Annotated in this window: 17 protein-coding genes and 1 pseudogene; 17 read left to right on the plus strand and 1 reads right to left on the minus strand. The window is 42.9% G+C overall.

The genetic code is table 11. The features are described 5' to 3' along the window. Positions 1-20: 20 nt before the first annotated feature. Complete coding sequence (locus tag MKZ15_RS06245; protein WP_339820706.1) at positions 21-980, plus strand: hypothetical protein; 960 nt, start codon at positions 21-23, stop codon at positions 978-980. Positions 981-1,093: 113 nt separating this feature from the next. Then, complete coding sequence (locus MKZ15_RS06250; protein WP_339820709.1) at positions 1,094-1,714, plus strand: hypothetical protein; 621 nt, start codon at positions 1,094-1,096, stop codon at positions 1,712-1,714. Positions 1,715-2,480: 766 nt separating this feature from the next. Here the strand turns inward: MKZ15_RS06250 and MKZ15_RS06255 are convergent. Next, complete coding sequence (locus tag MKZ15_RS06255) at positions 2,481-3,521, minus strand: MBL fold metallo-hydrolase (protein ID WP_339820713.1); 1,041 nt, start codon at positions 3,519-3,521, stop codon at positions 2,481-2,483. An 842-nt stretch (positions 3,522-4,363) separates the two neighbouring features. Between MKZ15_RS06255 and MKZ15_RS06260 the strand changes: the two genes are divergently transcribed. The 15 genes and pseudogenes from MKZ15_RS06260 to MKZ15_RS06330 all read left to right on the plus strand — a co-directional run bounded on the left by MKZ15_RS06260 (position 4,364) and on the right by MKZ15_RS06330 (position 18,572). Next, a complete protein-coding gene (locus MKZ15_RS06260) occupies positions 4,364-4,969 on the plus strand; it encodes a hypothetical protein (protein WP_339820715.1) in 606 nt (201 codons plus the stop codon). A gap of 70 nt (positions 4,970-5,039) precedes the next feature. After that, positions 5,040-5,672: a hypothetical protein gene (locus tag MKZ15_RS06265; protein ID WP_339820718.1), complete on the plus strand. Its 633-nt coding sequence runs from the start codon at positions 5,040-5,042 to the stop codon at positions 5,670-5,672. A gap of 371 nt (positions 5,673-6,043) precedes the next feature. Beyond that, the gene (locus MKZ15_RS06270; protein ID WP_339820721.1) at positions 6,044-6,625 is read left to right on the plus strand and encodes a recombinase family protein; all 582 of its coding nucleotides are present in this window, start codon (positions 6,044-6,046) and stop codon (positions 6,623-6,625) included. A gap of 493 nt (positions 6,626-7,118) precedes the next feature. Then, positions 7,119-7,676, plus strand: coding sequence for a GIY-YIG nuclease family protein (locus MKZ15_RS06275; protein ID WP_339820725.1), 558 nt, complete (start codon positions 7,119-7,121; stop codon positions 7,674-7,676). A gap of 40 nt (positions 7,677-7,716) precedes the next feature. After that, positions 7,717-8,040, plus strand: a complete 324-nt coding sequence (locus tag MKZ15_RS06280; RefSeq protein ID WP_339820727.1) for a hypothetical protein — start codon at positions 7,717-7,719, stop codon at positions 8,038-8,040. 303 nt (positions 8,041-8,343) lie between these two features. Beyond that, complete coding sequence (locus tag MKZ15_RS06285) at positions 8,344-10,071, plus strand: recombinase family protein (RefSeq protein WP_339820730.1); 1,728 nt, start codon at positions 8,344-8,346, stop codon at positions 10,069-10,071. Between the two features lie 43 nt (positions 10,072-10,114). Further along, positions 10,115-10,495, plus strand: a pseudogene (locus MKZ15_RS06290) (ATPase, T2SS/T4P/T4SS family); the annotation flags it as partial. Between the two features lie 147 nt (positions 10,496-10,642). Beyond that, on the plus strand, positions 10,643-11,332 hold the full coding sequence (locus MKZ15_RS06295; RefSeq protein WP_240908705.1) for a type II secretion system F family protein: 690 nt from the start codon (positions 10,643-10,645) through the stop codon (positions 11,330-11,332). A gap of 17 nt (positions 11,333-11,349) precedes the next feature. After that, positions 11,350-12,225 carry a type II secretion system F family protein gene (locus MKZ15_RS06300; RefSeq protein WP_155606496.1) on the plus strand — a complete coding sequence of 292 codons (876 nt, stop codon included), beginning with the start codon at positions 11,350-11,352 and terminating at the stop codon, positions 12,223-12,225. 23 nt (positions 12,226-12,248) lie between these two features. Further along, positions 12,249-12,443: a Flp1 family type IVb pilin gene (locus tag MKZ15_RS06305; RefSeq protein WP_155606497.1), complete on the plus strand. Its 195-nt coding sequence runs from the start codon at positions 12,249-12,251 to the stop codon at positions 12,441-12,443. Positions 12,444-12,445: 2 nt separating this feature from the next. Continuing rightward, the gene (locus MKZ15_RS06310; protein ID WP_155606498.1) at positions 12,446-13,114 is read left to right on the plus strand and encodes a TadE family protein; all 669 of its coding nucleotides are present in this window, start codon (positions 12,446-12,448) and stop codon (positions 13,112-13,114) included. Positions 13,115-13,126: 12 nt separating this feature from the next. After that, positions 13,127-15,361: a hypothetical protein gene (locus MKZ15_RS06315; protein WP_339820738.1), complete on the plus strand. Its 2,235-nt coding sequence runs from the start codon at positions 13,127-13,129 to the stop codon at positions 15,359-15,361. 52 nt (positions 15,362-15,413) lie between these two features. Next, complete coding sequence (locus MKZ15_RS06320) at positions 15,414-16,406, plus strand: pilus assembly protein (RefSeq protein WP_339820741.1); 993 nt, start codon at positions 15,414-15,416, stop codon at positions 16,404-16,406. 46 nt (positions 16,407-16,452) lie between these two features. Further along, on the plus strand, positions 16,453-16,929 hold the full coding sequence (locus tag MKZ15_RS06325; RefSeq protein WP_239483498.1) for an A24 family peptidase: 477 nt from the start codon (positions 16,453-16,455) through the stop codon (positions 16,927-16,929). 20 nt (positions 16,930-16,949) lie between these two features. Continuing rightward, positions 16,950-18,572 (plus strand): DUF6382 domain-containing protein, encoded by a 1,623-nt coding sequence (locus tag MKZ15_RS06330; protein WP_339820743.1) that lies wholly within the window; start codon positions 16,950-16,952, stop codon positions 18,570-18,572. Positions 18,573-18,702: the final 130 nt, after the last annotated feature.

Here is an 18,702-nt window from a genome sequence, read left to right on the forward strand (position 1 = left end):
AAGAGAGGATAATTTTATTAATGAGTTTATTTTGTGCAGCTTTCTTTAATGGAAACAGACAGATCGCCATGGCAGCAGATACTAGGACGTGTACCATTATTAACGGAGAAAAATATCAAGTATCAGATGATATGACTAAATTATATGATAACGGTAACGGATTTGTGTTTTACTGTTCTGGTGAAACGGAAATGAGCAAGGAGGTAGCGAGTAAATTATTTGAGTTAAATACAGAAAATTTGCATATGGAAACAATTATAAAAATTTTAGAAAATGTATACTCTAAGCACATTGAATTAAATCCTACGATAAAGGATTTTAAACATACTTTACAATTGGTCATACCAATGCAGATAGATGGACTATGGAGCGTCGTTTACTTTGATAATGAGAATAACTTTGAGCCATACTTAGTTCGAGCAGCTACCAATGAAGTGTATGTCTTCGCGATAGGTGTTGGGATGCATGTTGCCCAGCCGATTTTATTTAATCTGTTAAATAATACGAACACAAAGAAAGTCAACGTTTTTGATACATTCCTAGATGCTTTTTCGAAAGCAGCAGATGAGGCATGTGGAGGCTCACTAAATTACATGGCTTTTACAGATGATGGTATAGTAAATAAATCTGCCCCGATTCCAGACGTTAAGCATATTAAAAGATTTAATAAGTTCACCCCACCCATGGAGCAGGGATTAGGTGATGGACTCATCCTTAACAATGATGGTAGTAATAAATCTGGTGTCGCAAAAATAAGTAAACCCAATGGTCTCTGGAGCTTTATTTATAATAATAACAACTCAGCACAAGAAAGACGGCTGATTTTTCAAGATAATGGTGTAGAACTAAGCACAGAAACTGGCGATATTATTATAGCTCACGATAACGGATCTTTAATTCGGATGATGCACAATGGAGATATTGAAATAAAATCTCAAGGCAAAATTAAGATAACCGGAGGAGAATATTTATTTGAATAAGGTAATAACGTATGCGGCTGAAACAATAAACTATGCCATTAGGAAGGTGGAAAGTAAAAGGAGAAATACTCATCTGTGTTTGATGCTTAAAGAAACAAAGGATGATACAAACGATGAGTAATGGTATTTCATGGATTCAAGTACCAGATAGCATTATAAGAGATCCGAATATAAGTGCATTGGATTTTTGTATATTGCTTAGTTTGAAGTATGCGTACTACTTGTCGGGTAGCAAGGATAATATGTTTGAGATGGATTTCAATGTTATAAAAAGAGCCTTAGATATTAATGACAACAGAACATTGAAGAAATCTCTAGCAAAACTGCATAAACAGAAATACATAATAAATGATGTTGTAATACATAGAAAGAAGTTAAGTGAAGTAATGCTGAATAAGGTTCTATTCAATAAGCCGTTCACACAACTTCCAACAAAGTTATTATCAAGAGTAGAGGTTATTGGTTTTATCGGGATTAGACTTTTATACTATTATGAGAGTTTTATAGTTAGATCTGAAACAATGAATCAATTCTGTTACGCATCTCAAGAAGCAATACAACGCGACACAGGTATATCGATTAGATCAATTGTTCAGTACAACAAAGAATTAAAGAAAGCTAAATTGCTCGACATTACAGAACACAAAGTTAGAGTTGAGTATGATAAAGACGGAAACATGAATTGGGAAAGGTACAGTAACCATTATGACGTGAGACTAGAGAATCTTCTTTAGTCTCGTTTTTTTGTCTTGATATTACGCCGTTTTTCATTAAGTGCAAAAATTCCCACTAGAGGTGCAAAAATTCCCAGTTTGAAGTGCAAAAATTCCCAGTTTGAAGTGCAATTTATGCTGCATTTTTTGCACGTAATAAATATATAGTATAGACAGTAGAAATATAGACTATTTAGAACCAGTATTTAATAGGGGGGCGCGGAAAAGATTCGCTTCCCCTTTTTGTTGATGTTCGCTTTGTTTGTTGTTTGTTGAAATTTGAAAGTTGAAATTGAATTTGTGATTTAGTATGTGAGAAGGTTTTGATTTGAATATTGTTATGAAATTTCCAGATAATTATGATGTGATCGTTGATCTGAAATTTGCTTATTAATTTATTATGAATTTAATGACTATGTGTTTGGGACGATGAAATACCTTAGCTGAATCGTTGAGGTTGGAATCTATGATAAATAATAAACGAATTTTAGCTTAGATTCGATGTTAGTGATTATTGTGTAATGCACCTTTATATGATTTGTGAAGATGGGTGTATTTTGGTGTTAGATGCAACAGTTGGTGGAATAGATGTGATGATTTGATTTCTAAGGTCAGATTTGCCGATTAATTATAATGAAATTTAGATGTGTATATGTGAAGTAGGGTATTTGGTAGGGTAAGAAGTGTATGGTGACAATTCATTGATTATTATCTATGATTTTTATCTTAGAATTGATGATTGGAAAAAGTCCCATCTCAAGCGAAACGGGACTGTAGTGTTTATTTACTATTCACATGCCACTCCATCTTTATCTCGATCAAGTTTTGTGCTGTAACCTGGATCTCCTTTGTACAGTGGTGCTTTACCTGCTGCTTTAACTTCAGAGCAATTCTTATATGTTACGTTTGTATTAGTGGTTGTTGTTGTCTTAGTTGTTGTAGACGGCTTCTTTGTGTCTGTAGTTGGTTTATTTGTTGTGGTTGAAGTTTTCTCTGTCGAGACATTGATTGTCTTACCGTCAGAGGTAAAGATAATATCACCTTGCTTATCATTGCGATAGATAGTGATTTTCTTAGACGAAAGTTTCTTAAGGGTTATATCAGTTGGATGACCATATGAATTTTTACCCACTTGAATAACAGCATACTTTGGATTTACGGTGTTCAGGAATTTTTGAGATGTTGATGAATTAGATCCGTGATGACCAACGAGTAGAACATCTGATTTAAGTGTTGCTTTAGAGTTAATAATGTCGTTTTCACTTTCCTGTTCAGCATCACCGGTTAAAAGAAATGATGTACTACCATACGATATTCTGATTACAGCGCTCATATTGTTGGATTCGTCATATGTACTGACTGGAGCGATCATTTTCACCGTGAGTGATTTGTCCAGGTCAATGAGTATTCCTGATTTAGCCGTATTAACTTTAAGACTTTTGTTTTGGATGGATAAGAGAACATCCTTAAATGTCTCGGTGTTAGCCTGTACTTTAGGCATGTAGATCGTTCCAATATCAAAATTGTCAATTACAGCATCTAAACCACCAATGTGATCAGCGTCAGGGTGAGTACCAACTAGGACATCAATTTTATTGATCTTCTGTTTGGTGAGATAAGCAACGATATCATCTTCCTGGTCGTTGTTACCGGCATCAATGAGCATTGTTTTACCTGAAGGAGAGATTATGAGTTGAGATGCACCTTGCCCAACGTCAATGAAGTGGACTTGAAGTGATTTTGATGGAGCTGCAAAGGATGACGATGTGAGTGATATGGTTAGGACAATGGATAGGATGATAGTTAATGTTTTTTTAGTTGTGTTCATAAAGTATCCCCCTTATTGATTAAGTAATTTGGTATGTAAGGTAAGTTAGTAAGTTCGAGTAAGTTCGATTTAATTATACTGAAAATATGCAGCGATTGGACGATTAATCGTAAAAGTGTAGATAAAATATAGGAAAATGAGTAAAAATGAAGGTGAAGATAGGACGAAAATTGTGTATCGGAAGATTGTAATCGCAAGAACCCAGTAGTGGTAAGGGTTGGAGCGATTTTTTTGTTGTTTGAAGGAGAAAATCGGGGAGGAGAAGAGTGAAAAACTGTAGATAACATAAGGGGATTACGATTGCGATTACGATTGAAAAATGGTGAAAATAAGGTGGATTGATGGAGTAGGTGGAGTGAAGGGGGATAAATAAGTAGAGTGTGGAGAAAGATGTGCTAGGCGATTTTATAGGAAAAATATGTCATTTCTAGGTGAAAATGTAGCCCCCTGGTATGCTCCTAACTACTATATAAGTATAGTTGTATAGTAGTTAGACAAGAGGGGAATAGGAGCGATTATGGTGAATATATATCTGGTGAATTTCTTATCTGAGCTGCCTTTTTACCGTCCAGCGTGATAAAGAGTAAATGCACCATAGGATGATTTCCATTCAATCGTATAGTAACATGAGAATAGAAATGCAAGACTTAGGTAATAGATCTGGAATCTAAAGAATTATGGATGTCTAAGAGTTTGCAGAGTGAGGACGAACTGCTTGCTCAGTACGAGAAGGGTTGAATATTATTTCTAGTTATGTGTTGAAGTAAGTTCTACTCACAGGTAGTTTATTTAAGATATCTTATTAAAATATGTGTTTCAATCAAACATAGGAGTGAGATTATTTGATTAAGATTGATCTACTGTCAAATGGTATTGATTCACTTAAATCAGCGTATTTGACAATGAATAAACTTCCCGAGATACAGCAAGGTTTAGAACATAATCTAAAAGATGCTGTTTTATCATTTAATCATGGAATAGAAATCCTCTTCAAGTACATTCTCAAGAAAAACAAGGAATACTTGATTTTTTCTGATATAGATAAGTTCATTTCTGCGAAGAAAAAAAATAAAACCAACAGTAGTGTAAATGTTTTTGAGATTAATCCCAATTTACGAACAGTCACTCTTATTGAAAGTATCGATAGATTAAAATATCTTTGTGATTATTCAATTTCTGAAGATTTGGAAATAATACTTTATTATCTGAACGGAATCAGAAATAAATTCATGCACTACGAAGTCAATATTTCTGAAGAAGAGATGCTTGAACTTTTAAGAAAATTACAATTGGGGTATGAGATGAGTGTTGACTTTTTGATAAAGCACATAGATGATTTCTCTGAAGATTTTGAAAGCGCAAGATACGAAATAACTGTTGAAGAATACCAGGATATGATGGCTGAAATCTTTGGTGAAATGAGATACGAGGAAGAAAAAAGAACTTAGAGGCTATGAAAACAATTAAATTTCTTGTTGAAATGAAAGTTAGTTTATATAAAGCAGAGGAGTGGAAGTCATGCGAGTATTCATTATTGAATCACCTAATCCCAAGGACTTACTTGAGAACAGGTCAGAAGCAGAACCTTTAAAGTATATTTGTCATGCAATGGGACATGAAGTATATTCGTTTCTAATTAGATCACATCGTGAATTTATTGATACATGTGACTACATATCATCGATGGATGAAGGAAATAACCGAACACCGAAAGAACCACTCTGTATCCATATTAGTTCGCATGGGAACGATGAAGGAGTGGTTTTTGGTTCGGATTTTTTACAATGGGGAGAGGTGGCAGAAGGACTTAATTCAATACTCACTATGGGTTATAAAAATGATATTTTTCTGATTGTATCTGCTTGTGGTACAAATAAACAAAAAATATCACAAAAAATAAAGAGTATGAATCAAAGAAATAGTAAGATCAAACCTCCGAAGTATATTCTTCTGTTCGACAAGGAAAGTGTTAATTGGGATGACGCTATTCTTTCTTGGACAATAATATATCATCAGATACACAGAATTGATCATAATAAGAAAAGCGATGTAATGAGCTTACTAGACAGAATAAAAGTATCTGAATTTGGCGATCTAGCATATAAAAGATGGGATGGAGAAAAATATATTAACTATTCTCCCAATGTATAGTGTTGATCTAATTTAAGACTATACATAAAATCCAGCGTTTGCTGTAAGTTGATTATTATACTGAATAGGCTTTAATTTATAATCTGAAACCAATATATAATTTTGTTTCTGTGTATTTTGTTATCCGAAGAACCTTTACTTTATAAAGGTTCTTTTATTTTGTTATTTTGCAATAGCATTTCCAGGTTGATAGATGTTATGTTATTTTGATTTTTATAGATTACGATTTCTTTTTAAAAATAGACATATACACACTGTACTGACTTTTTAGTATCATAACTTAAAAGTATTGACACCGGTAGGTGAGTAACGTAAAATTAAGATATCAAACGGTGTCATAACATATATTCAAAATCAAAGGGGATTTAAATATGATTTTTGGCTATGCACGTGTTTCTACAGTAGGTCAAGATTTAAATGCTCAGATTGCTCAACTGAAAGAAAATGGAGCAGAAATAATTTACTCTGAAAAATTTACAGGGACTAAAAAAGATCGACCAGAATTCACACGTTTACTTGCAGAGTTAGAAGAAGGTGACACTCTTGTTGTAACGAAGCTCGACCGTTTTGCTCGTTCAACTGTGGATGCAATCATAACTGTAAAAGAACTGTTCCATAGAGGTATAAAGATACACGTGCTTAATATGGGAATGATTGAGGATACAGTCACAGGGCGTTTAATCCTAACTATATTCAGTGGATTTGCTGAGTTTGAACGTGACATGATTGTTGAGCGTACACAGGAAGGGAAGGCGATTGCACGACTGAAGGAAGGGTTTACTGAAGGACGTCCAAGGTCGTACACATCTAAACAGATGGATCATGCAATAAGCCTGCTAGACACTAATTCTTATAATGAGGTAGCTGCTTTGACTCGTATAAGTAAATCAACACTTATACGTGAAGTTAAACGTCGTAAGATGTCATTGGAAAACTCACATGTAAAACTCTAGGCCCTAGAATCAGGGCTTTTTTGATTTTTATTAAGGGAAAGGATGGGGGGGGATATTTAAAAGTTGAAAATTATGAGTCTTTCCAGAAGTCGCTGTAGCCTTCCATCACTAGACTCAACTTAAAATTTTTGTTTTCCTTGTAATATCTACCTTTATACGATTGATCTACGTATCGTATTCATTTCTATGCTAAAACTTATACATATTACTCAATGAAATTTACTTACATCGCTTTTACTATACAATTATCTTACCTTAACCATATGTACTTGGATTTCATAATTAATTAACAACAAGATAAGTAACAGAGCTTAAGCACTAGGTTAAGTGTTTAGGAGAGATTTTAAGTAAAAAGATAAGGGGTACCCAGAAGTCACGAACAGTTGTATAGTTCTCCTTGACCACTAACCTATTTTTTCTCTGATCTCATAGACCTATATTGTCGATAATGATAAAATAATAGGAAATATTTGGTTTGGGGGGGATTGTGGAAATGAATCAAGGGTATGTATATGTCTTATATAATCAGTCTTTTCCTGATTTAGTCAAAATAGGAATGACAACACGAGATCCAGAGAATAGAGTCACTGAGTTGTCAGGTGCTACTGGAGTACCTACACCCTTTGTTCTTCTTTATAAAAAATACTATGCTGATTGTCATTTAGCAGAAAAATTAGTCCATGAACACTTAGCAAAAAAGAGATTGAATGAAAATAGAGAATTTTTCAGTATGCAACCTCATGAGGCAATTACTTTTATTCAGAACTTAGAGATACCGGAACAACATGAAGATTATGAACAACCCATGATTATTAATAATTCCCACAATGATATAATTGACAGTATTGTTAAAGAAGCCGATGGATATTATTTTGGTTATGATGGATTTTTAGAAGATTTCAACCAAGCCTATTCTTTGTATAAAAAAGCATCTTCATTTAATAGTGGATATGCAGATTTTCGATTAGGCAGTATGCATATGTCGGGAGATGGTTGTAAAAAAGATAAAAATATGGCAATGAATTATTTTAAAAAGAGTGCAAGTAAGTAACAATTATCGTAAAGCCTATGGGCAGTTAGGGTATTATTACTTGATTGATAATGAGTTAAGACACGTTGATAATTCTTTAAAATGCTGGAAACTGTATTTTGATGATCCTGAAACAATAAAAGGTATTGAAAGTTATGATTATTTTGATTTACATACTACAACCGAATATATAGTGCTTTCGATTGAAAATAATATTGAACTAATCTATCTGCCATTAATCGAAGAATGTTTAGATTTTATTGATATGCAAATGCATAATAATATTGTCAGATATCAAAACAGTGGACATGAACCAGACTTTAAAGAGTATTTAATATCAAGAATGAAAAAAGGTATTGCTTTCATTGACCAATATAATAATTAGATATAATTCCAATTCAATTAGTTGTCACTTCAGTATGAAGTGGCTTTTTCTTTTGCCAAATATACCTAAAGGAGCAATCATAATGACAAATTTAGAACGCCTTAAATTAGAAATCCAACAATCAGGTTTCAGTGATCCCGAACTTTCAATCTTCCTTAAGGAATCCAATTTATCCCCTACCGATACATTTAATACTTCATCTAACGATAGTAAAAGGAACAATGGCACCTTTCATCTTGGCTTCTATCATGTTAAAGTTACCTTATAATAGATTTCGTAATGTTTATAAATGGGGGTTAAGTGTTGTCTTTAAATAACTTATGTACATATTATTGTCGTGTATCATCCGATAAAGATGAACAAGCTAATTCAATTAAAACGCAAACAGATGGTCTGATTGCATATGCTAAGGAAAAGAAATTGATTATTGCTGAAAGCGGCATATTCTGTAGAAGAAACCAAGAGGATGAACCGAGGCATGGATATATTGATGAGGGTTTTTCAGGTGCAAAATCTAAAAAGTATCGTAGAGCATATCAGCAGATGATTAGTGACGCTAAGCGTGGTATGTTCAAAACGATACTCACTAAATCCGTTAGCAGATTTGGAAGAAATGTTAAGGATATGCTTACGACAATTGATGAATTAGAAAAGTATGGTGTAGGCGTTTGGTTTGAGGATATAAAAGCTTACTCTCTCAATGGCCCAGATAAAATTAGAATTCAACTATTCGCAACTCTAGCAGAAGAAGAATCCAGATCAAAAAGTGACAGTGTTCAGTGGGCAAAAAAAGAAGCAGCAAAAAAAGGAGTTTGGGCAGGCAGAGAGCCTTATGGATATAACATTTATAAAATGGGAAGTAACTCCGAATTAGATAAGTACATGAAGGGTAGGCTTGTTGTTAACCCAGTAGAAAGTGAGATTGTTATAGAAATTTTTGAGTTATATTTAAGAGGATGGGGAGTTAACAAGATAGCCAAGTATTTGGAAGTGGTCAAAAAAATTCCTTCTAAGCGCGGAGGAACTTGGACAGGTAGTCATATTCACGGAATTTTGATGAACAGTATCTATACAGGGCACACCACTTTGCATAGAACCAGAAGATCAAACATTAATTTGGGACTTATCGAAAAAATTCCAGAGGATAAACAAATAAAAGTAGATGATGAATCACTAAGAATTATCTCAGATGAAACTTTCAAATTAGTACAGATTGAAAAAGATTCTAGACCAAAAGTGAAAAATATGAAGAAAGGAGTAGACTCTAGATTCTCAACAGCGCATCTTTTCAGTAACTTATTAAAATGTGGGAATTGTGGAGGAAGCTTAAGAAAAAAAGTTCAAAAAACATCTAAGCAAACACACCACTATTATTACTGCCGCAATCATGAGTTGTATGGGCAAGAAGTGTGTAAATACAGGAATCTTCAACGAGAAGAAGAATTATTAAATTGGGTTCGTGAAGAGTTTAGGGATCGAATAAAATCACCTTCATCTGATGATTTTTATTTCGAGAAATTACTTGAAAATAAATATCATTCAGTTGATTTTGTATCAATATCAGAATCACATAAGCAAAGGCTAATTGAACTTGAAGTTGAGAAGGAAACTAATTTTCGGATTTTATCTAAGGGCATCATAAGTGACGAAGAATATGAAATGCGTAATAATACAATTATTGCCGAAAAACAAAAACTAACGAGTGAGCTTACACGATTTGAAAGTATAAATAAGGAAATTGAGGAGTTGCATTTTCAATATAAGTCGTATCTTCAAGAGTTAAAAAATTTAGATTTAGATAATTTAGATAACATAACCTTAAGAAAATTTGTTGATAAAGTTACGGTTGCAACATATGAAGATGGCGAATTGGATAGATTCATTGACTGGAAGTTACTTGGAGATAATCAGTTGGCTATTCTAGAAAACAATGAAGGTTTTAAGAAAGAGGTTGAGGAAGAAGAAAGACTAGCAGAGACAATGACTTGGGAAGAAGCGCATTCTCAAGAGTATATTGCCAATTACAAATAAGAGGATAAACCTCTTATTTTTTTGTTTACGTTGAAACCTTTTTGTAGATATATCACAGGCGATGAATACCGGCCATGACGGCAGTCTTTCTACCGGGCATGCCAACAGCACTGCGGATATGATCAGTCGGCTGGAAACGATGGTGCTGAGCGGAGCCGAATTACCGCTTCCGGTCGTTCGGCAGCAAATCGCCTCGTCCATCGACGTTTTCGTGCATTTGTCGCGTCTGCGCGATCGCTCGCGCCGAGTAACGGAAATTTCCGAGGTCGTTGGTCTGCAGGAAGGGGAGGTGGTACTTCAGCCCTTATTTACTTTTTGGGAAGAAGGGGAACAAAACGGTCGAATCGTTGGCAAGCTGCAAAGCAGCGATACAGGGTTAATACATACGGACAAGCTGCGCATGGCGGGTATGCCTTTCAATTAATGCAGAGTTAGGATGGGAGGGTTTTCGTTGCTAAAAAGGCGGGCAAATCTGCAGAAATGGAGGGTTGGATTCATTGCTGCCGATAATCCGGCGAAACTAGCGGATTATCGAGTATATCCATTGTCTGCACAGCAAAGGGGCATTTGTATGTTGGTTGGAGGAGCTGCGTTCTATGCCTTGGGTTATGTCTTCTTCCGGGTGGTCCCGCTGGCGTTTCTCTTATCGCTTTGCGGCGTGTATGCGCCGAAATATTGGAGCAGCTACTTACTGCGCCGGAGAAGGGAGAACCTGAGCCTGCATTTTAAGCAGGCATTATATTCGTTATCTTCGTCTTTGGCCTCTGGTCGTTCGGTAGAGAACGGCTTTCGCGAAGCGATCGACGATTTAAAGCTTCTATATCCCGATGGGGACAACGATGTCATGCGAGAGCTTGCGATCATCTGCGCACGTATGGATTACGGACAGCCGGTCGAGGAAGCGCTACTCGATTTCAGCCGTCGGGCCGCACTGGAGGATATCGACAACTTTGCGGATGTATTTACGACCTGCAAGCGTTCAGGCGGAGATTTGGTTGAAGTTGTCCGACGCACCTCGAACCTCATCGGCGAGAAGCTGGAAATCAGTCAGGAAATTGGCGTGATGATTGCCCAAAAACGGTTCGAAGCCAAGGCAATGCTGGCGGCCCCCATTTTGTTCTTATTGTTTATGCAGATGACCTCCCCGGACTATATGCTTCCGCTGCATCAGGGAGTCGGATTGTTGATCTCGGGACTGGCTTTGCTGTTGTATGCAGTTTGTGCTTGGCTGATGTTAAAGATCATCGATATTCGGCTATAGAGGAGGGGCCTTTGCCAATGTACCTGCTGGTCGCGGGATTGCTGCTGGCCGCCATAGGCGGAAGCTGGCTATATGCCTATTGGAAGTCCCGGTTACTTTACCGCAGTTATGAGGGATTAACCATGGAAGGGTTAAGGCTCGTGCGCCTATCGCCGCCGATGCTGCTGCTCTTGGAGCGGATCAAAGTGTCCCAGCGACTTCCACGCTTTTTTTTTAAGGTTCAGCGTGCCGTGCAGAAAATCTGCGGGAATCGGCGCAGCGGTGAAATGACCTTGTTGTTGTTGGCAGAAGCGCTCACGTACGGTTATCTATTTCTCATCTTCGGGTGCTTGATGACCTTGCTGAGCGGCGGTGCCAGCGGTTTGCTGATCGGGGGTCTGTTAGCCGTGTTGATGCCGATGGCGCTGATTAACGACCTCCATCGCAAGGTACAACGACGAGAGCAGCTCGTTCTGCTTGAACTGCCCGAGTTGCTGAACAAGATCGTGTTGCTGGTTGGCGCAGGCTCAACGGTTCAGCAAGCGATTAAGCTATGTCTGGAGCGCAAGCGGGAGCAAGCCAACCATCCTTTATACAGGGAGCTGCTACAAATGCAAAAGGAATGGGAAGGGGGCGATTCGTTTCAGCAAGCGTTGGAAGGTTTCAGCAAACGTTGCGGTATTCAGGAGGTCTCCGCGTTTGCTACGGCGGTTCTCTTAAACTACCGCCGCGGCGGAGAAGATTTTGCACTGGCGTTGCGAGATTTGTCCCATTCGCTCTGGGAGAAACGCAAAGCCGTCGGCAAAACGCTGGGCGAGCAGGCATCGTCCAAGCTGGTTTTCCCCATGGTGCTGCTGTTTATGGCGGTACTGATTCTGGTGGGCGCACCGGCGTTTATGATTATGAATTTGTGAATTCGAGCAGAGGAGGAATCAACATGTTGACTGCATTTCGCAAGGAAATCAAAGGGGCATGGCGCAATGAAGAAGGGCTGGGAATGCTAGAAATGATCTTAATTATCGCGGTGATCGTCATAATTGCAGTGATTTTCCGAGATCAGTTGAGAGACATCGTCGAGAGCTTGCTTGGGAAAGCCAAGTCAAAGACCGAAGACTTCATGGACGGAGAGTAATTGTGGGCCTATGGCGGGATCAACGCGGGGGCTTTACGATCGAAGCCTCATTGGTGCTTCCGATGGTTTTTTACACGGTGCTCATTCTCCTGTTCTTCTGCCTCTACCTGTATCAACATGTGCTTTTGGGTCAGGCTGCCACCGTTGCAGCGGAGCGAACGGCTTACAACTGGGAGAATAGCCATCAGGACAGTTTGACTGGCGCCTTTGACGAAGGGGAGTACGATCCCCTCTATTGGCGCCTAGGGGATGACGGTATGCTGCAGGCTGTATTTGACTGGAACGGCGAAGGCGGGACCGCCAAGCTGAATTTGCCGGCGGAAGATCGAGAGGCAGGGCAGTCGCTCCCGGTTCGGAAGCTAAGTCGGACAGGAGCTGAAGTGCCTAAGGGCCTTAGCGGGGAGATGCGCTACGACAACCGGCTGCTCATGCGTAAAGTAAGCGTAGCTTTAGAACGGCTGGTTCCGCTGGCTCCATTGGAGGGCTGGATTGGCGATGTCAACCAGAGCGGGCGTGCGGAGGCCTATGTCGTCGAACCGGTGGAATGGATCCGGACGGTGGAGCTTGCGAGCTATTACGGCGAGAAATTCCGAAGCGGTAGGGGGCAAGGGGGGATGGATAAGCAGGAGGCGCAGGAGGCGCTGAAGCTGTTTGGTAAATCATCGCGATGATGGGAAAGGAGGATGGCGGTGTTCCAACGGAAACGCTCGGAGCAAGGAGCGGTTACGGTATTTTTTATCGTGATATTTGCCGCGGTATTCGCATTTGTCGCCCTGTTTATCGATTTTGCCAGAATGTTCGCCCTGCAGGCCAAAGCAGAAGCTTTGACGCATGCGGCTTCGAGGTCCGTCCTGTCCGCTTACGACCGGGAACTGGCCGAACGGTACGGCCTATTTGCATATGGGCAAACCGACGGGAACTACATTATGGCAAAGGTGCTTCAGGACCAGCTCGAACTGGTCGGACGTAGCGAGGGGTTACCTTTGCTGGGAGCCCAATTAGATTCTTCTTCTGTCGAATTTTTGCGTCCCATCGGAACCTATCCCGTGTTCGAGCAACAAATCCGCGAACAAATGAAATACCGGGCACCGATCGACGTAACTATAGAGCTGTTGAATCGCTTTAAACCGATGGCCGGAGTGATGAAGGAAGCTTCGAATACGGTGGATTTGCTGGGAAAATTACAGAAGCTTTACGACCAGAGGGAAGCCAAGCTGGATGAACTTCTGGAGAAGCAGCGGCAAGCGGCCAATGCAGTAGGGCCTTATGCGGAAGTACTGTCAGTGGGAAGCGGCGGGACCCACGGGGAAGCCTGGAACGGCGATATCTCCACGCTGCCCGACGCTGCGGCGAATTATCCCGCTTATGTGAGCCAAGTCGAGGCGGATGCGGGTAAGGAACCCGAGGATCGGATGTATACGGCGGAAATCAGCCGCTACCGTTCAACAACCAGCGGGATGTTTGCTAAACTGGACCGCGATCAACGGCTTGCAGAGCAGAACCATGCCTCACGCCTGCCAGAGGCTAGGGCCCTGCTGGAGGAAGCGCGGCGGATCAATGATCAGATGCGGCAAACGATTGAAGAGGCGGAAAAGCGCCCGGAGCAAACGGGTTATAACGAAGTGTCAGCCGGGACGAGCACCCGCGGTGGCAGTTCCGGTCCGGTCGGCGACGGCGACGTCATCGCCAATATCCGGAGCCAAGCCGGATCCCTGCTGCTATCCGAGGAGACGTTTGCCGGCCTGACCGCGGATATCGATCGGCAGTCGGCGGCGTTCGCCGGACTCCGGAACACCGGAACCTCGCTCCTAGCGCAAAGCGAATCTGTATTATCGGCGACGGCTTCGTCTACATCTTTCGCTTCGGGCGTGAATAGCACGGCTGAGGCATGCGATGCCTATCTCCGGCAATTCGTCACTCCGGGTTCAGCCAATGTGCTGGATGCGAGCGCTCGTCGGCTGGACAGTCACCGGTCCTCCGATAAGGAGCGGAAGGCGACAGAGAAGGCAGCAAGCGCCAAGCTGAAGGAGGCAGCCGGCTGGATCCGTGAAATCGAACAGCTCAAAAACGGATTGAAAGAGCACCAGGCCAAATTCGATCAACTAGAGGTGAAGATGGAAGCCAATCGATCGTTAAACCGTTCCACCTCTGGAGACGGGTCTGCCTCGGCCGCCTTGAACGATGATCCAAGTGAGGCGGGACAAGCCTCCATGGGAAGGATGGACGGATTGTACGGCGGTTTGGCAGGACTGATGGGAGGGATGTCGGACTCCGTATTTCAAATGGAGTACGTTGCGAGTTATTTTCACTTCCTGGATGTCAGCGCCTTGAACGGTTTGCTAGAGGGCAAAGGCCAAGCGGACAAGCTTGAAGTGATCCGCGAGCAATTCGCGCCGGAGAGCCAAGAGGTCGAGTATATTTTGTACGGTATGCATAATCCGGGAGGGAATGTCGCTGCCGCGTTTGGAGAGATTTTTGCAATGCGTCTGGCCATTCGGACAATGGAGGGCTTCAGCAAGAACGCGGCCAAAGGGAATCCTTTACTGGTGTTTGCCGCAGCCCTGCTGTACGGAGCGCAGCATGCCTTGCAGGATATGATCGCATTAACCCGGGACGGGAAAATCCAGTTAAGCGACTACCTTAAGGTTGATCTGACTTATCGGGATCATCTCCGGTTGTTTCTGCTGCTGCATGGCCGCAGCGAACAGCGGTTGTCGCGAATGCTTGCCGTTATATCATTGAATACCGGGATCGATCCGGCGGAGCGAGCCACCTATGTCAAAGGGAAAGTGACGGTGGCAATGCCTTTATGGTTTTTGCCCGGGGTATGTAAAACGTTGGGTAAGGTCGGCGTATTGAAAGGAAACGTGGAAGGAAGCCGGTACTATGCTGCCAAACAAGCGGACTTCTCATATTGAAGGATCGAAGGCACAACGCTTCCGGGAAAAGGGGTCATTAGGAAGTATCACGTTGGAGGCTGCTTTGATCGCTCCCGTCTTCGTGTTGGTCGTATTCTGGTTCATTTTCCTTGTCCATATGACGCTGCTATCCGGACAATTGCATGCGGCGGCAGCGAATGCTGTCAAACAAATCTCCGCACATATCTATCCGGTGGCGATTGCGGTCGAGGCGCAGAGCAGCGGGCAGCAAGAAACGCAGACACCGGTCGGGGAGACGGGTCAGGGAACCGCTCCTTTGAATGGAGCGGGGGGTTCCCGCAATAAGGGAACGGTTTCGGGAAACAGCCCGTTCTCTTGGCGAATGCCGTCCCTGTCGCTTGAGGAATGGGCGGGACAATATGCGGCAAAACTGCCGGCCCCTCTATCGACATGGATAACCGATGCTGCGCGTAAAGGCGACGAACCGCTGCAAGAGTTAAAGACGAATGCGGTGGAAGCTGTTTTGGACCCGTTGGTTAAACCGATGTTACGCCCGTTCCTGCAAGGGACCTTGCTGGAGGAAGAACGCTTGCATGTCAATCGTGTCACGGTTCCAGACTTGAAGACGGGCAAGCAGCCTTATTTCGGACTAGAGGTGAGTTACGAGCTTCCGCTGAAGGTCCCGTTTTCCGGGCGGCGGATGGTACTGCAAACGAGGGCGGAAGAGCGTCTTTGGATCGGCGATACCGGTGAACTGGATTCGGGGGCTGGAAGCGGAGACGGCCAAACCGGGGAAGCGGCGGTTGTGGTCTCCAAGCCAGACCCGGCGTATGCCGGACATCGGGCGACGATCGTTGCCCAGGTTGCTCCCGGGACTAGCGCCAAGCTGACCATCTATTATAAAAGCGGGGTTAGCCAGGCGAAATATTTAGGGGAAGCGACTGCGGATGATCAAGGCAGGATTGCTTGGACCTGGTTGGTTGGGGGAAACACTACGCCGGGGACGTGGAGTTTCGTGATTGAAACGGGAGAGGGCTTGCGCACGACAGCCGGGTTCGAGGTGGCAAGTCCGCATTCGGAATAGGAAGGAAGTGCAAGGGCTGATGGTTGAGTTAGGGAGTTGTTTATTGATGTTACTTGCGGCTTTCGTCACGGATTTGAGAACGATGAAAATTCCTAATATCATCACGATAACGGGAATCTGGTCCGGACTGTCCTATCACCTTTTGATGGAGGGCTGGATTGGTGCTTGGTTCGCTGTTGCCGGGGCTGCATCTGGATTTGGTCTGATGTTTGCACTGTATTTACTGCGTGCGGTTGGAGGAGGCGATGTCAAGCTGTTTGCAGGAATTGGGGCCTGGATGGGAATCGCTTTCGCTCTATCGACGATGATGTATTCGATTTTGGCTGCAGGGTGCATCGGCTTAATCATCTTGATTTGGCGTCGTGAGACTGGGGTTCGTCTGCGTCGCATCACCGGTAGCGTCCTTGGGGCAGCCGCCCTGCGAAGTACGCTCCCCATTCAGATTGCCGCCAAAGGCCAATTGCAGTTTCCGTTTATGTTAGCCGTGCTGCCGGGGGCGATACTGGCGATCTACTATATGTGACGTGCGAGGAGGGGCGTGCCATGCCAGAGTTAGTTGCCGATTTTGTTAGGGACGGCGGAACCTACATGATTCTTGAGGCTAAAGAAGGGCTGAAGCCTGAACAATTGAATCGCGTCCAGCGCGCCATGCTGGCATCGGTGACCGTGCCGAACCTGCTGCGGCTCGACATTCGCGAGGTTGATTATCAAATCAGTTTGCACTATGACATTACGGGAAAAAGAATGCTGTCTCAGTGCTTACGCAGCGACAAAATCGGCATGCCGGAGTTTTACGGTTTGCTGCTCCAAGTGGTTGCTGTGCTGGAAGATAGCAAGAGGTATATGTTGTCCCCATCCGGTTTTTTGCTCGATGAGACGCATATTTTTGTGGAGGAGCCGCTATCCAGCGGGTCGCTGTATTTTACTTATGTTCCTTGGAAGGAGATGCCGGCCGCTCTCCCGCTGTCCCAGATGCTGTTATCATTGATGACCCGACTGCTCACTTGCGTCAAACATGTCGAAGGGGATGGAATCCCGCAGTTGATTCGGTTATGTGGGGATGAGCTTTTTTCTTTGGAAGAACTTAAAAAAATGCTGTTGCGTTTGTTGTCGGACGAACCGGATATCAAGCCGGAAAGCAATGCGGAGGCAAGGAGAACATCAACGACAGTAAAGGAGCCGTTGCCAAGGCTTTCGGAGCCTTCTCCGTCATTTCCTCGTTCTGCCGTAGTTAGGGAATATCTACCGTTACGGGAGCCTGCGGAATCGGGAACTTGGGCAGGCAGTGCCGTTAACGATGTAAACGTTAAACGGGAAGAATGGGCGGGACTCGACGAGAAGGCATCGCCGAGTGAAATGCAGATCAAACCGACTTACCTTGTGCTCGGGGTGCTGCTTGTGGATGCGTTGTGTTGGAAGCTTCTCTATTTTGATCGACCCGGAGCATTCGGGTTATCGCTAAGCATAGCGGTTACCGTACTTTTAGGGGCTGCCGGATTTGTTCTATGGCGAAAGCTGCGCAGTTACGCGGCAGTGGAAGAAGAAGCGGAAGGAACAGTGTTGGAGGAAGCCCCTGAGGCGCTAGGAGTATCGGGACTTCTGGGATTATCCGCAGAACGACCATCGGGCTCTTCATTCTACAATAGAAATATTGAAGCTTTAGAGTCTTCTGGCGTTTTTCCAGCCAGGTCCTCGGTGGAGTCGTTCGTGCCGCGGACTGAGCTTTCGTATGAGATGCCGGAATCCGCGGAAGCAGCGAGTGAATCTGAACCCGAAGTGGGGGGGTCTCCCCCTACAGTGCTGCTGAGCCGGTCCATGCTGCAGGGACAAGATCGATCGTTGAACGGTCGCAGCCCGCACTATTATTTAGATCGTTTCGAGGAGGGCGGTGGCGTGTCAGAGCGGATTCCGTTGACCCCAGGAAGCTTCGTAATCGGGCGCTCCGAAGAGATCGTTCAATATGTGGAGAATACCGCAGGCGTTTCCCGTGCCCATGTGGAGATTTTGGTCACTTCGCGCGGCTGTTTACTCAAGGATCTAGGATCGAAGAATGGGACTCGGTTAAACGGGGAGAATGTGGCTCCATATAAAGAATATCCTTTGCAGGCGGACGACACGTTTTATTTAGCGGAGACGAGCTTTAAATTCGGTGCGGAGGTTTCTTGAGCAAGGAGGTTTAGGGGATTATCGCCCACGCTTGACCGGAAAGTCATGGACCAAATTTGAAATGGCCGTAGATTCTCACCGGAAAAGCGGGTATAATGAACGAGAATGATTCTCAATTACATATTTCATG

The organism is Paenibacillus sp. FSL R7-0216 (assembly GCF_037969915.1).
Lineage (GTDB): Bacteria > Bacillota > Bacilli > Paenibacillales > Paenibacillaceae > Fontibacillus > Fontibacillus rhizolycopersici.

Excerpts from the sequence above, each read along its gene's own strand:
- MKZ15_RS06245 (WP_339820706.1), top strand. The coding sequence starts at position 21 with ATGAGTTTATTTTGTGCAGCTTTCTTTAATGGAAACAGACAGATCGCC.
- MKZ15_RS06250 (WP_339820709.1), top strand. The coding sequence starts at position 1,094 with ATGAGTAATGGTATTTCATGGATTCAAGTACCAGATAGCATTATAAGA.
- MKZ15_RS06255 (WP_339820713.1), bottom strand. The coding sequence starts at position 3,521 with ATGAACACAACTAAAAAAACATTAACTATCATCCTATCCATTGTCCTA.
- MKZ15_RS06265 (WP_339820718.1), top strand. The coding sequence starts at position 5,040 with ATGCGAGTATTCATTATTGAATCACCTAATCCCAAGGACTTACTTGAG.
- MKZ15_RS06270 (WP_339820721.1), top strand. The coding sequence starts at position 6,044 with ATGATTTTTGGCTATGCACGTGTTTCTACAGTAGGTCAAGATTTAAAT.
- MKZ15_RS06275 (WP_339820725.1), top strand. The coding sequence starts at position 7,119 with ATGAATCAAGGGTATGTATATGTCTTATATAATCAGTCTTTTCCTGAT.
- MKZ15_RS06295 (WP_240908705.1), top strand. The coding sequence starts at position 10,643 with ATGTTGGTTGGAGGAGCTGCGTTCTATGCCTTGGGTTATGTCTTCTTC.
- MKZ15_RS06300 (WP_155606496.1), top strand. The coding sequence starts at position 11,350 with ATGTACCTGCTGGTCGCGGGATTGCTGCTGGCCGCCATAGGCGGAAGC.
- MKZ15_RS06305 (WP_155606497.1), top strand. The coding sequence starts at position 12,249 with ATGTTGACTGCATTTCGCAAGGAAATCAAAGGGGCATGGCGCAATGAA.
- MKZ15_RS06315 (WP_339820738.1), top strand. The coding sequence starts at position 13,127 with ATGGCGGTGTTCCAACGGAAACGCTCGGAGCAAGGAGCGGTTACGGTA.
- MKZ15_RS06325 (WP_239483498.1), top strand. The coding sequence starts at position 16,453 with ATGTTACTTGCGGCTTTCGTCACGGATTTGAGAACGATGAAAATTCCT.
- MKZ15_RS06330 (WP_339820743.1), top strand. The coding sequence starts at position 16,950 with ATGCCAGAGTTAGTTGCCGATTTTGTTAGGGACGGCGGAACCTACATG.